The sequence below is a fragment of the Pseudomonas sp. Irchel s3a10 genome (assembly GCF_900187525.1).
GTDB classification, from domain to species: Bacteria; Pseudomonadota; Gammaproteobacteria; order Pseudomonadales; family Pseudomonadaceae; genus Aquipseudomonas; species Aquipseudomonas koreensis_G.
In genome coordinates this window covers 93,664-106,428 of sequence record NZ_FYDR01000012.1, presented here as the reverse complement: position 1 = coordinate 106,428, position 12,765 = coordinate 93,664, and the positions used below count along the sequence as shown (strand labels likewise).

At 60.8% G+C, this 12,765-nt stretch carries 13 protein-coding genes and 1 pseudogene; 8 read left to right on the top strand and 6 right to left on the bottom strand.

The window, feature by feature from the left end; genetic code table 11:
- Positions 1-71 precede the first annotated feature (71 nt).
- Positions 72-422, bottom strand: coding sequence for a cupin domain-containing protein (locus tag CKW11_RS25335; RefSeq protein ID WP_003221437.1), 351 nt, complete (start codon positions 420-422; stop codon positions 72-74).
- Positions 423-456: 34 nt separating this feature from the next.
- The gene (locus CKW11_RS25330; RefSeq protein WP_095139861.1) at positions 457-1,395 is read right to left on the bottom strand and encodes a LysR family transcriptional regulator; all 939 of its coding nucleotides are present in this window, start codon (positions 1,393-1,395) and stop codon (positions 457-459) included.
- A gap of 214 nt (positions 1,396-1,609) precedes the next feature.
- Between CKW11_RS25330 and CKW11_RS25325 the strand changes: the two genes are divergently transcribed.
- Positions 1,610-2,374, top strand: coding sequence for a sulfite exporter TauE/SafE family protein (locus CKW11_RS25325; protein WP_095139860.1), 765 nt, complete (start codon positions 1,610-1,612; stop codon positions 2,372-2,374).
- Here CKW11_RS25325 and CKW11_RS25320 read toward each other — a convergent pair.
- Positions 2,364-2,678 (bottom strand): putative quinol monooxygenase, encoded by a 315-nt coding sequence (locus CKW11_RS25320; protein ID WP_095139859.1) that lies wholly within the window; start codon positions 2,676-2,678, stop codon positions 2,364-2,366. The genes CKW11_RS25325 and CKW11_RS25320 overlap by 11 nt on opposite strands.
- A gap of 182 nt (positions 2,679-2,860) precedes the next feature.
- Here CKW11_RS25320 and CKW11_RS25315 point away from each other — a divergent pair, with 182 nt between their 5' ends.
- The 7 genes from CKW11_RS25315 (at position 2,861) to CKW11_RS25285 (ending at position 10,151) form a co-directional block, all read left to right on the top strand.
- Positions 2,861-3,451, top strand: coding sequence for an NAD(P)H-dependent oxidoreductase (locus tag CKW11_RS25315; RefSeq protein ID WP_095139858.1), 591 nt, complete (start codon positions 2,861-2,863; stop codon positions 3,449-3,451).
- Positions 3,452-3,624: 173 nt separating this feature from the next.
- A complete protein-coding gene (locus CKW11_RS25310) occupies positions 3,625-4,536 on the top strand; it encodes a LysR family transcriptional regulator (RefSeq protein ID WP_095139857.1) in 912 nt (303 codons plus the stop codon).
- A 103-nt stretch (positions 4,537-4,639) separates the two neighbouring features.
- Entirely contained in the window at positions 4,640-5,533 is an 894-nt protein-coding gene (locus tag CKW11_RS25305; protein WP_095139856.1) for an NAD-dependent epimerase/dehydratase family protein, read from the top strand.
- A 366-nt stretch (positions 5,534-5,899) separates the two neighbouring features.
- Entirely contained in the window at positions 5,900-7,249 is a 1,350-nt protein-coding gene (locus CKW11_RS25300; protein ID WP_095139871.1) for a GntP family permease, read from the top strand.
- Positions 7,250-7,264: 15 nt separating this feature from the next.
- Positions 7,265-8,125 (top strand): MurR/RpiR family transcriptional regulator, encoded by an 861-nt coding sequence (locus tag CKW11_RS25295; protein ID WP_093442302.1) that lies wholly within the window; start codon positions 7,265-7,267, stop codon positions 8,123-8,125.
- 1 nt (position 8,126) lies between these two features.
- On the top strand, positions 8,127-9,584 hold the full coding sequence (locus tag CKW11_RS25290) for an amidohydrolase family protein (protein WP_095139855.1): 1,458 nt from the start codon (positions 8,127-8,129) through the stop codon (positions 9,582-9,584).
- 198 nt (positions 9,585-9,782) lie between these two features.
- Positions 9,783-10,151 (top strand): glyoxalase superfamily protein, encoded by a 369-nt coding sequence (locus tag CKW11_RS25285; RefSeq protein ID WP_095139854.1) that lies wholly within the window; start codon positions 9,783-9,785, stop codon positions 10,149-10,151.
- Between the two features lie 256 nt (positions 10,152-10,407).
- Here the strand turns inward: CKW11_RS25285 and CKW11_RS25280 are convergent, their stop codons facing one another.
- The 3 genes and pseudogenes from CKW11_RS25280 to CKW11_RS25270 form a co-directional block, all read right to left on the bottom strand.
- Positions 10,408-10,773 (bottom strand): DUF6124 family protein, encoded by a 366-nt coding sequence (locus CKW11_RS25280; protein ID WP_095139853.1) that lies wholly within the window; start codon positions 10,771-10,773, stop codon positions 10,408-10,410.
- A gap of 480 nt (positions 10,774-11,253) precedes the next feature.
- Positions 11,254-11,550 (bottom strand): annotated as a pseudogene (locus CKW11_RS25275) (helix-turn-helix transcriptional regulator); the annotation flags it as partial.
- 99 nt (positions 11,551-11,649) lie between these two features.
- Positions 11,650-12,666, bottom strand: coding sequence for an AraC family transcriptional regulator (locus CKW11_RS25270; RefSeq protein WP_095139852.1), 1,017 nt, complete (start codon positions 12,664-12,666; stop codon positions 11,650-11,652).
- Positions 12,667-12,765 lie beyond the last annotated feature (99 nt).

Here is a 12,765-nt window from a genome sequence, read left to right as displayed (position 1 = left end):
TCTTCGGCAGCTCCTACATGGGGGAAATGTACACCCTGTAGGAGCTGCCGAAGGCTGCGATCTTTTGCTTGTCAGGCGAAGACGAAATATTTGCGCACGGTCTCGACCACTTCCCAGGTGCCTTTCATCCCCGGTTCAACCACGAAGATGTCGCCGGCACGCAGGTGGATCGGCGCCATGCCGTCCGGGGTGATGATGCAGTAGCCTTCCTGGAAGTGGCAGTACTCCCACTTCACATAATCGACCCGCCACTTGCCCGGGGTGCAGATCCAGGTGCCCATGATCTTGCTGCCGTCTTCGCTGGTGTAGGCGTTGAGGTTGACGGTGTGCGGGTCACCTTCGAGTTTTTCCCATTTGCAGGCGTCGAGTACCGGCAGCGGGTGAGTGTCGCGCAGAACGGTGATGGGGGCGGTCGCGGTCATGGGAACTCCGGGCAGAAGGATTTGAAGTCGAACCCTATAGCGCCTGCTCGCCGTTCAGTTGTCTGTGCTCGACATCGAGCTGCTCAGAAACGCGCGGATCGGTGAGCGCGTGTAACAACGCGCGGGCGTAATTCGGCAGCGCGGTAAAGTGCCTGGCGCACAACATGAGCGTGCGCCGTGCCCACGTTTCGTCGAGCGCAACCCACTTGAATGAACGCAAGGCAGACCGCTCGACCGCAGCCAGCGGCACAATTGCCAGCCCGACACCTCGGGCGACCATACGCATTACTCCATCGAAACCGTCGGCGCGAATGCGGATCTGCATGCGCGAGCCACTGTGCAGCGCCTGTTCTTCCAGATACACCGCCAATGCACTGTCATTGCGCAGTCCGACAAAGTCATGCTGCAGGGCGTCGCTGAAACGGACTGGCGCAGCGTCAGACAATGGGTGCCCGAAGGGCAGGATCAGCACCAGCGGATCCGCTCGAAATGGCTGGGTCTGCAGGTCGGAGGTATCTACTGCGTCGGACACAATCCCGAGGTCCGCCGCCCCTTGGCGCAAGGCGTGAGTGATGCGCGTGCTGGGCAGTTCCTGCAGATCGATATCAAGATTGCGATGGCTGCAGAGAAAATCCGCCAGCACCTCCGGCAGGTATTCCGTGATCGCGGTGGTGTTGCACAGCAGTCGAACCTGACCCTTCACGCCTTGGGCGTAATCCGCCAGATCCTGCTGCAGGCGTTCGGACTGCTGCAGGAGGATCCGCGCATGTTGTGCCAGCGCCTTGCCGGCGGGCGTCGGGCTCACGCCACGACGCCCGCGCTGCAGGAACTCGGTGCCCAGCGAGGCTTCCATGGCACGGATGCGCGCGCTGGCGGCGGCGAGCGAAAGATGACTGCGGGCGGCACCGGCGGTGATGTTGCCGGTGTCGAGGATGTGCAGGTAGAGGCGCAGGTCGGTGAGGTCGAAGTGCATGGGGCCGCCTGTGGTTTTTGTGGTGTCTGGGCGGGCCTCTTCGCGAGCAAGCCCGCTCCCACAGTTTTGGATTCACCACTAGTCCACTGTGGGAGCGGGCTTGCTCGCGAAAGGGCCGTCAGCCGCAAAGCAATTAACAGCCTCTTGCATTGGCAGAGGCAGCCTCAGTATATGGCAGATTTTCAGCGCACCCGCCATAGCGCACAGTAGCGCCATGAACGCACTCGCAGACTTCTACCAGAACCTCGGCCTTGCCCTGTCATTGTTGGTCATCGCCACCTTCATCATGGCCGGACTGGTCAAAGGCGTGATCGGCCTCGGCCTGCCCACCGTCGCCATGGGCCTGCTCGGTCTGGCTATGGCGCCGTCGCAGGCAGCCGCGTTGCTGATCATTCCGGCGACGCTGACCAATGTCTGGCAACTGGCGTTCGGCGGGCATTTGAAAGGGCTGCTCAAACGCCTGTGGCCGCTGCTGCTGACGATCTTCCTCGGCACCGCCGTCGGCACGTTGTCGGTCGGCATGGCGGGCGGGCATTGGGTGGTGCGTGGGCTGGGCGCGGCGCTGCTGCTGTATGCGTTGAGCGGGTTGCTGCTGCCAACGCTGCAGGTCGATCCTCGGCATGAACCGTGGCTCGGTCCGCTGTGCGGGCTGATCACCGGGGTTATCACTTCGGCCACCGGCGTATTTGTGATTCCGGCGGTGCCGTACCTGCAGGCGCTGGGTTTGCAGCGCGATGAGCTGGTGCAGGCGCTGGGCCTGTCGTTCACCGTTTCGACCCTGGCGCTGGCCGGCGGCCTGTTCTGGCGCGGCGCACTGGGCAGTGACGAATTGAGTGCCTCGCTGCTGGTGCTGATCCCGGCGCTGCTGGGCATGGGGTTCGGCCAATGGCTGCGGCAGCGCATCAGTGCCGTGCTGTTCAAGCGGGTGTTCTTTATCGGACTGGGCGCACTCGGCGCCCATTTGCTGATCAGCGGCTAGCCGACGACGCGCTGAGCATGTCTATCCGACGGATATCGAAGTCGCGCTCCAGATACGTCATGCGGTTGTCGAAAAATTCGCGCATGTGTGGCAGGTTCGAATGCACGTCGAGTTGCGCCTGGCTTTCCCAGATCTCGTAAAAGATGAACAGCGTCGGATCTTCCTTGTCGCGCAGCATGTGGTACTCGATGCAGCCGGGCTCGGCGCGGCTCGGTTCGACATAGGCGCGAAACAGCGCTTCGAAAGCCTCGGCTTTCTCAGGGCGGGTCTTGGCGTGCAGGATGAAACCGTGGCGTTCACTCATCAAAACAACTCCTCAAATACTGATGGCTGGGAATGCTATTGCAACAATCGGCATTCGATTCGTGCTTTTTGATCAAATGTATTTTGCGCCGACGCGGCTTATTCCGCGCGAGATGGATGGTTAACCTGCCGCCATTCGTTTTCCCATCTTTCTCCAGCCCAATGGCTGTGCGAGGCGTTCTGATGAAAAAAGTGTTGTTGCTCAATGGTGGCAAGAAATTCGCTCACTCCGACGGTCGTTACAACGCCACCCTGCACGAAACCGCGCTGAGCGTGCTGGACCGCGGTGGTCTGGATGTCAAAACAACGTTCATCGACGAGGGCTACGACGTCGCTGAAGAAGTGGCGAAATTCCTCTGGGCCGACGTGATCATTTATCAGATGCCGGGCTGGTGGATGGGCGCGCCGTGGACGGTGAAAAAGTACATCGACGAAGTCTTCACCGAAGGCCACGGCAGCCTCTATGCCAGCGATGGTCGGACCCGGTCCGATGCGTCGCAGAAGTACGGCAGCGGCGGCCTGATTCAGGGCAAGCAATACATGCTGTCGCTGACCTGGAACGCACCGCAGCAGGCGTTTGATGACCCGAGCGATTTCTTTGAAGCCAAGGGTGTGGATGCGGTGTATTTCCCGTTCCACAAGGCCAACGAGTTCTTGGGCATGAGCGGGCTGCCGACGTTTCTCTGTGTGGACGTGATGAAGCGGCCGAACATCGAGAATGATGTGGCGCGGTACGAGCAGCATCTGAAACAGGTGTTTGGCCTCAAGGCTTGATGGATTTCAGGCTACTATCGAATGGCTTGGCCTGATCCTGTGGCGAGGGAGCTTGCTCCCGCTGGGCTGCGCAGCGGCCCTCGCTTTTACCTGAACCGCAGGGCAGCGCTTCGCACTCCAGCGGGAGCAAGCTCCCTCGCCACAATGAGTACGCATTCGATTAGAGAGTTTCCGTGAAAGCCAGATCCGATGAGTTGCAGATTTTCGTCTGCGTGATCGAGTGCGGTTCGATTTCCGCTGCCGCCGAGCAGGTCGGCCAGACCCCTTCGGCGGTCAGCCGCACCTTGTCGCGGTTGGAGGCAAAGCTCGACACCACGCTGATCAACCGCACCACGCGGCGCATGGACCTGACCGAGGAGGGCAAGTATTTCTTCGAGCAGGCCAAGCTGATTCTCGATCAGATGGATGCGCTCGAAGAGCGTCTGTCCTCACGCCAGCAGACCCCGTCCGGACGCCTGCGAATCAACGCCGCGTCGCCCTTCATGCTGCACGCCATCGTGCCGTACATCGACGAATTCCGTGGCCTGTACCCGGACATCCAGCTCGAACTCAACAGCAATGACCTGATCATTGACCTGCTGGAACAAAGCACCGACGTCGCCATCCGCATCGGCACTCTTGCCGACTCGACATTGCATGCGCGCTCGCTGGGTTGCAGTCCGCTAATGATCGTCGCCAGTCCGGCCTATCTGGAAAAGCACGGCGCGCCGCAGCAGGTCGCCGACTTGAGCGAACACACCCTGCTTGGCTTCACCCACAACGAAGGCCTCAATCAGTGGCCGCTGCGTTACGTGCATGGCGACCGTTGGCCGATCACCCCAGCCATCAGCGCTTCCAGCGGCGAGACCGTGCGCCATCTGGCGCTGGAAGGCCAGGGCATTGCCTGCCTGTCGCACTTCATGACCATCGACGACATTCGCGCCGGGCGCCTCAAGGTGCTGCTGGCGGAGTTCAACAGCGGTTATCGCCAGCCAATCAACGCGGTGTACTACCGTAACTCGCAACTGGCGCTGCGCATCCAGTGCTTCCTCGATTTCATTCAGAGCAAACTCGCGGCGTACGCCAGTGCGGATTTCAGGGGCTGATTCGTGACCCCTGCGCAACAGTGATTTGGGCGAGGGCGGGTTTTTCCATCGGGGTGACCGGTCGATACTCGCTGCATCACTTATTCACGCAGGGAGTTTCTCCATGAACGTATTCATCACCGGCGCTGCCGGTTTTATCGGCGGCTCCATCGCCACCGGCCTGGTTCAGGCCGGGCACCGTGTCACGGGTCTGGTGCGCAGCGCCGAACAGGCCGATGAGCTGAAAGCTTTGGGCATCACCCCGGTGATCGGCACCCTCGAAGACAGCACATTGCTGGCCGACCAGGCCCGCGCCGCCGATGCGGTGATCAACGCCGCCAGCAGCGACCATCGCGGCGCGGTCGAATCGTTGCTCGATGCCCTGCGCGGATCGAACAAAGTGTTCCTGCACACCAGCGGTTCGAGCATCGTCGGCGATGCCTCGGGCGGCAAGTCCAGCGACATCATCTACTACGAAGACAACCTGCCGGAACCCACCGTCGACAAGGCTGCCCGCGTGGCCATCGATAACCTGATCCTCGCCGCCGCGAAGGACGGCGTGAACTCGGCAGTGATCTGCAATACGCTGATCTACGGCCACAGCCTGGGCGTCAATCGCGACAGCGTGCAGTTGCCGCGTCTGCTCAAACAAGCGCGCAAAAGCGGTGTGGTGCGCCATGTCGGCACTGGCCAGAACATCTGGTCCAACGTGCACATAGACGACGTCGTCGCCCTGTATCTGCTGGCGCTGACCAAAAACGTACCGGGTACCTTCTACTTCGTCGAAAGCGGCGAAGCCTCGTTCATCGACATGACCACCGCCATGGCCGAAGCGCTGAATCTTGGCCAGCCACAAGACTGGCCGCTGCAAGATGCCGAAGCCGAGTGGGGCTACGAAATGGCCAACTACGGCCTCGGTTCCAACAGCCGGGTACGCGGCAAACACGCCCGTGAATTGCTGGGTTGGGCGCCGAAGCGTACGTCGGTGGTGGACTGGATTCGTAACGAAATGGTGTGAGTTCACGTTGCACCGCGTGAAGCCATTCGCGAGCAAGCTCGCTCCCACAGGTTGACCGCATTCTTGCTGAAAGAATGCAATCAAACTGTGGGAGCGGGCTTGCTCGCGAAAGCGGCGTGTCAGTCAAACAATCATGTTTTGACACACCACTATCGCGAGCAGGCTCACTCCTACAGGGCTTTGGGTTTGCGCGAGAGCCATGTAAATCCCGCCCCGCGATTTTCATTAATCGCGACAAGACATACCCAGCAGCGACACGCCTTACCTCTCCACGAAAATTACTTTCATGTGGTTTGAAAACTCGATCTCGAAATGATTTATGAGTTTCACAACCCATTCGAACGTGACCCTTTCGAGGAGTACCGCATGACGCCTTCCTTCGGCTATTGGCTGCTGATGTATGCCGCCGTCGCCATCATCGCCTTGATCGTGCTGATCGCGCGTTACCGGCTCAATCCGTTCATTGTCATCACCCTGATTTCCATTGGTCTGGCGCTGGTGGCGGGGATGCCGCCGTCGGGCGTGGTGGGGGCGTATGAGGCCGGGGTGGGCAAGACGCTGGGGCATATTGCGCTGGTGGTGGCGCTGGGGACGATGCTTGGCAAGATGATGGCCGAGTCCGGCGGCGCGGAGCAGATGGCCCGCACCCTGATCGAGAAGTTCGGCGAGAAGAATGCGCACTGGGCGATGGTCTGCATCGCGTTTCTGGTGGGGCTGCCGCTGTTCTTCGAAGTCGGTTTTGTATTGCTGGTACCCATCGCCTTCACCGTGGCGCGGCGGGTGGGCGTGTCGATTCTGATGGTCGGCCTGCCGATGGTCGCCGGTCTGTCGGTGGTGCATGCGCTGGTGCCGCCGCATCCGGCGGCGATGCTCGCGGTGCAGGCGTATCAGGCCTCGGTCGGGCAGACCTTGCTGTATGCGATTGCGGTCGGTATTCCCACCGCAATCATCGCCGGTCCGCTGTACGCCAAATTTATCGTGCCGCGCATTCAACTGCCGGCGGATAACCCGCTGGAAAAACAATTTCTCGACCGCGAACCGCGCGACAAGCTGCCGGGTTTCGGCATCACCGTGGCGACTATTCTGTTGCCGGTGGTGCTGATGCTGATCGGTGGCTGGGCCAACCTGATTTCCACGCCGGGCAATGGTTTCAACCAGTTCCTGTTGTTCATCGGCAACTCGGTGATTGCGCTGTTGCTGGCGACCTTGCTGAGTTTCTGGACGCTGGGCATCGCCCAGGGCTTCAATCGTGAGTCGATCCTCAAATTCACCAACGAGTGCCTGGCACCGACCGCCAGTATCACCTTGCTGGTCGGCGCCGGCGGTGGTCTGAACCGGATTCTGGTGGACGCCGGGGTCACCGATCAGATCGTCGGTCTGGCCCACGAATTTCACCTGTCGCCGCTGATCATGGGCTGGCTGTTCGCCGCGTTGATGCGGGTGGCCACCGGCTCGGCCACCGTCGCGATGACCACCGCGTCCGGTGTGGTTGCGCCGGTAGCCATCGGTCTGGGGTATCCACACCCGGAATTGCTGGTGCTGGCGACCGGCGCCGGCTCGGTGATCTTTTCCCACGTCAACGACGGCGGCTTCTGGTTGATCAAGGAATACTTCAACATGACGGTCGCGCAGACGTTCAAGACCTGGACCGTGCTTGAGACCCTGATCTCGCTGGTCGCTTTCGGTCTGACCGTCGGCCTTTCTTATTTGCTGTAAGCGGAGCCAGTCGCCATGGACATCCTTTATCAGATCCGCGCCCGTCAGGACTCCTTCAGCGCCGGCGAGGGCCGCATCGCCCGGCTGATGCTCGACGACGTCGGTTTTGCCGCGAGCGCCAGCCTCGAAGACCTCGCGCAACGCGCCGAGGTCAGCACCGCCACGCTGTCGCGTTTCGCCCGTACGGTGGGCTGCCGCGACCTGCGTGATCTGCGCCTGCAACTGGCTCAGGCCAGCGGCGTTGGCAGCCGTTTTCTCGACCCGGCGGGCACACCTGAACAGTCGGCGTTCTACGGGCAGATTGTCGGCGATATCGAAACCACGCTGCGCCAGCATCTGGCCGGGTTTGACGAATCACGCTTCGCCGACGCGGTAAAAATGCTCGGTCAGGCGCGGATGATTCATGCATTCGGCATGGGCGGTTGCTCGACCCTGTGCAGCGACGAATTGCAGGTGCGCCTGGTGCGCCTCGGCTACCCGATTGCGGTGTGTCACGACGCGGTGATGATGCGCGTCACCGCCGCCAGCCTGAACGCCGAGCAAGTGCTGATCGTCTGCTCGCTGACCGGCATCACCCCGGAGCTTTTGGAAACCGTCGAACTGGCGCGCAACTACGGCGCACGCATTCTGGCCATCACCCGCGCCGACTCGCCGCTGGCCGAATTGGCCGACATCGTCCTGCCGCTGCAAGGCGCGGAAACTTCGTTCATCTACAAACCGACGGCGGCGCGCTACGGCATGCTGCTGGCCATCGATGTGCTTGCGACCGAGCTGGCGCTGGCCAATCCTGAAGACAATCAAGAGCGTCTGCGGCGGATCAAACTCGCCCTCGACGAATACCGTGGCGGCGACGATCACCTGCCGCTGGGAGACTGAGATGCTGTACGACACGCTGATCCGCAACGCTACCGTCATCGATGGCAGCAACACGCCCGGCTACCGCGCCGATGTGGCGATTCTCAACGGGCGCATCGAGCGTATCGGCGACCTGCATGATGCCCGCGCCGCTGAAGACATCGACGCCGCGGGCCGCGTGCTCGCCCCGGGTTTTATCGACGTGCACACCCACGACGACACCGTGGTCATCCGCCAGCCGCAGATGCTGCCCAAGCTCAGCCAGGGCGTGACCACGGTGATTGTCGGCAACTGTGGGATCAGCGCCTCGCCCGTGACGCTGAAAGGCAATCCGCCGGACCCGATGAACCTGCTCGGCAGCGCAGCGGCGTTCGTCTATCCACGTTTCAGCGATTACCGCGCCGCCGTCGAAGCGGCGAACACCACGTTGAACGTGGCCGCGTTGGTCGGCCACACCGCACTGCGCAGCAATCACCTCGACGACCTGTTGCGCACCGCCACGCCTGACGAAATCGCCGCCATGCGCGAGCAATTGCGTGAAAGCCTTGAGGCCGGCGCGCTCGGTTTATCCACAGGCCTGGCCTACGCCAGTGCCTACAACGCCTCCACTGACGAAGTAAAGCAACTGACCGAAGAACTGACGGCATTCGGCGCGGTGTACACCACCCACCTGCGCAGTGAGTTCGAACCGGTGCTGGAGGCGATGGAAGAAGCGTTCAGCATCGGCCGTCACTCACAGTCCCCGGTAATCATTTCCCACCTCAAATGCGCCGGTGTCGGCAACTGGGGGCGTAGTCCGCAGTTGCTCGCATCGCTGGAAGCAGCGGCGAAAACCCAGCATGTGGGCTGTGACTGCTATCCCTACGCGGCGAGTTCTTCGACGCTGGATCTGAAGCAAGTCACCGATGCCCATCGCATCACCATCACCTGGTCGACGCCGCACCCCGAAGTCAGCGGTCGCGACCTGATCGGCATCGCTGCCGAATGGAAGGTGCCACTGCTCGAAGCCGCCAAACGCCTGCAACCGGCGGGCGCGGTGTACTACGGCATGGACGAGGCCGATGTACGAAAAATCCTCGCGCATCCATTGTCGATGGTCGGGTCTGACGGACTGCCGGAAGACCCGTTCCCGCATCCGCGCCTGTGGGGCGCTTTCCCACGAGTGCTCGGCCATTTCAGTCGTGATGTCGGACTGTTTCCGCTGCACACCGCCGTACACAAGATGACCGGTCTGTCGGCGGCGCGATTTGGCTTGAAAGAGCGCGGCGAGATTCGCGAGGGGCACTGGGCGGATCTGGTGCTGTTCGATCCTTTGACGGTGCGCGATGTGGCAGATTTCACTGATCCGCAGCGGGCGGCGCAGGGGATTGATGGGGTGTGGGTCAATGGTGTGTTGAGTTATTGCGACGGGCAGGCGAATGGTCGTAGGGAAGGGCGATTTCTGGCACGCGAAGGTGATCTGCGCGAAGGATTTCATTGATGGTGATGGCGCCAAAAGATCGCAGCCTGCGGCAGCTCCTACAGGAGATCGCATTCCAATGTAGGAGCTGCCGAAGGCTGCGATCTTTTGATCTGCGTCTCATAGTGGCACTCTGAGATTAAAGAATGTCGAATCCAAGCCGAATTGCTGACATCCAGCCCAGCTAAACTCTTGGGCCAACCAGTCAGGGAGCACCCCATGAGCTTCGGCAAAACCACCCCGATCCTGCGGATCTTCGATGAAGCCAAGGCGTTGGAATTTTACGTCGACTTCCTCGGCTTCAAGATCGACTGGCAGCATCGCTTCGAAGCGAACTTCCCGCTGTATTTGCAGGTGTCGCGTGGCGAGTGCGTGCTGCACCTGTCCGAGCATCATGGCGACGCGACGCCGGGTTCGGCGTTGCGCATCGAGACCGACGAGCTGGAGGCGTTTCAGCAGCAACTGATGGCCAAGGAATACAAGTTCTCGCACCCGCAGATTCAGGCGATGCCGTGGGGCAGTCAGGACATGACGATTGCGGATCCGTTTGGTAATCGACTGGTGTTTACCAACGCGATCAGTGTTTGAGCTGAGAAGAGCCCCTCACCCTAACCCTCTCCCAGAGGGAGAGGGGACTGACCGAGGTGTCTTGCGCTGTACATCGACCTGAATGATCCGCTGCGATTGTGCATTCACAGCAGCATTTTCAGGTCGGTGTGTCTCGCGAGCATCCCTCGATCGGCCCCCTCTCCCTCCGGGAGAGGGTTGGGGTGAGGGAAAAAGATTCACGCCATACAAAAAAGCCCGCTGCCAAACCACTAAGGTTTTGCCGCGGGCTTTTTCGTTACTCGGTTGGCACTAACTGATCCAGCACCCGGTTGACGGCGATTTCCGCCACCATCACTACTTGCGCGATGCCTTGCAGGGTCTTGCGGTGCGAGCCTTCCAGCAGCCCGGCGAAGTCGTTGAGCATCACGGTGGCCGAGCCGAGGGATTCGCAGGCGTCGGCCAGCAACGGTTCGGTGCCGCTGGCCGGATTGGCCATGTAAAGGCGATTGGGCTGGTACGGGGTGGCCATGATCGCGGGCCTCGGTGGGCCGAGATAGTGGTCGAGGGCGCGCTCGGCGGCTTCGTGGAATTTCCTTGATTCGGGGGATTCGTAGGGGGAGGCCGGACCGGTGTCCGGTGGGTTTGGCGTAACTTTGAACATAGGCTGTGTTCCCGTCATTGAGCGCCAACCCCTTTGCTACTAAACGAAAGGGTGGCAGCTGTACGCAGGTTAGTAGACCGGGGAACTCAGCTTAAGCCGGCGCGCCGAAGCGCCCTACGTACAGCCACCATCAAGCTCAGGTACTCAGCACCTGTGATGAATGTACGACCAACCGAATTACCTCGGGCTACTAAACCCGATCACTGGAAATCAGTGACGGACTCAAGTTACCGACGGGCTCCAGGGCGCACAAGCCGGCGGATTCTGGCTTAGCCGTAGGCAGCGGCGCAAGGATTTGTGGGTGGTTTCGCGTAACGCTGAGTGTCTTTAAACACCTGCGCTAAAAGTGTTTATTGCGTTATGGCGGCTGGCCTCATCGCGAGCAGGCTCACTCCTACAAATGATCTTCAGTGAACGCAGATTTTGTGTTCCGCACGACTCACTGTAGGAGTGAGCCTGCTCGCGATGGCGCCAGTCCTGTCACCCCCGATGCATCTGCCGAAACTCCCCCGGCGGCATCCCGCGCCGGCTCTTGAACGTACGATGAAACGACCTCGGCTCGGTAAACCCCAGATACTGTGCAATGTCTTGAATCGGCAAGGTGCTGTTGAGCAAATAATGCTCGGCCAGCTCCTGACGCAAATCATCCAGTATCTGCTGATACGACGTCCCCGCCTGATGCAACTGGCGCTGCAACGTGCGCACCGACACCGCTAGCTGCTCGGCCACCTGTTCCTTGCGCGGCAAGCCTTCCTTGAGCAACTGACGCCTTCGCGAGCAAGCCCGCTCCCACAGGGGATTTTTGTCGTAGACGAAATCTGCATTCACTGCAGATCCACTGTGGGAGCGGGCTTGCTCGCGAAGAGGCCAGTCCCGTCACCCCCGATGCATCTGCCGAAACTCCCCCGGCGGCATCCCGCGCCTGCTCTTGAACGTACGATGAAACGACCTCGGCTCGGTAAACCCCAGATACTGCGCAATGTCTTGAATCGGCAACGTGCTGTTGAGCAAATAATGCTCCGCCAGCTCCTGACGCAAGTCATCGAGAATCTGCTGATACGACGTCCCCGCCTGATGCAACTGGCGTTGTAACGTGCGCACCGACACCGCGAGCTGCTCGGCCACCTGTTCCTTGCGCGGCAAGCCTTCCTTGAGCAACTGGCGCAGGATGCTTTTGACCCGTTGTTCCAGCGATGCATCCTCCAGCGTCGCCATCAAACCCATCGCGTGTTCTTCCAGGGTGCGCAGCAATTGCGCATCGGCCTGACGCAGCGGTAATTGCAGATACGCCAGCGGCACGATCAGCGCCGAATTCGCCTGCTCAAACAACACCGGGCAATCGAAAAACGCTTCGTATTGCGCCTGACTGGCGTCTGGCGGGCATGCATGTTCCAACCACACGGCGGCGGGCGACATCTGTGTGTCGGCGATCCAGCGCGCATATTGCAGCCAGGAGCCAAGAACGTTTTCCACCAGATGCCGGCGGATTCGCGGACGCTCGTAGCGGCAAGTCCAGATCAGGTGCACGTGGCCGTCCTGCACTTCGGCACGGCTGACGCCCATGTCGCCCACCAGTTTTTCGAACGGCATGATCCGGCTCATCGCATCGCCCAGGGTCGCGCAGTTCATGGTGATGTAACCGAGCACGCTCCAGGAATTGGGCAGGACGAAATTGGCCGCGTTGAGACCAAACAGCGGGTCGCCCGAGTGCTCGCAAAAATAGTCGAGCAGGCGCTCATGGGTTTCGCCCGGCAGGCGCAGGCTGTTGTCGCTCAGTTGCTGCGCCTGCAATCCGGCTGCCGCCAACGCCGGCTCGATGGCCATGCCCAGTTGCTCGGCATGGCGCACGTATTTGAGCAGCGGCGGAACCGAGGTGAAGCCGAGCGATTGCATGATCCGAATCCCTTGATCAAGGCCTGCGTGAGCGAATGAATGCCTGAAAGGTAATTTGAAACCCCGACTAAAGTAAATGGCTGGCACTTGCGCGACGTT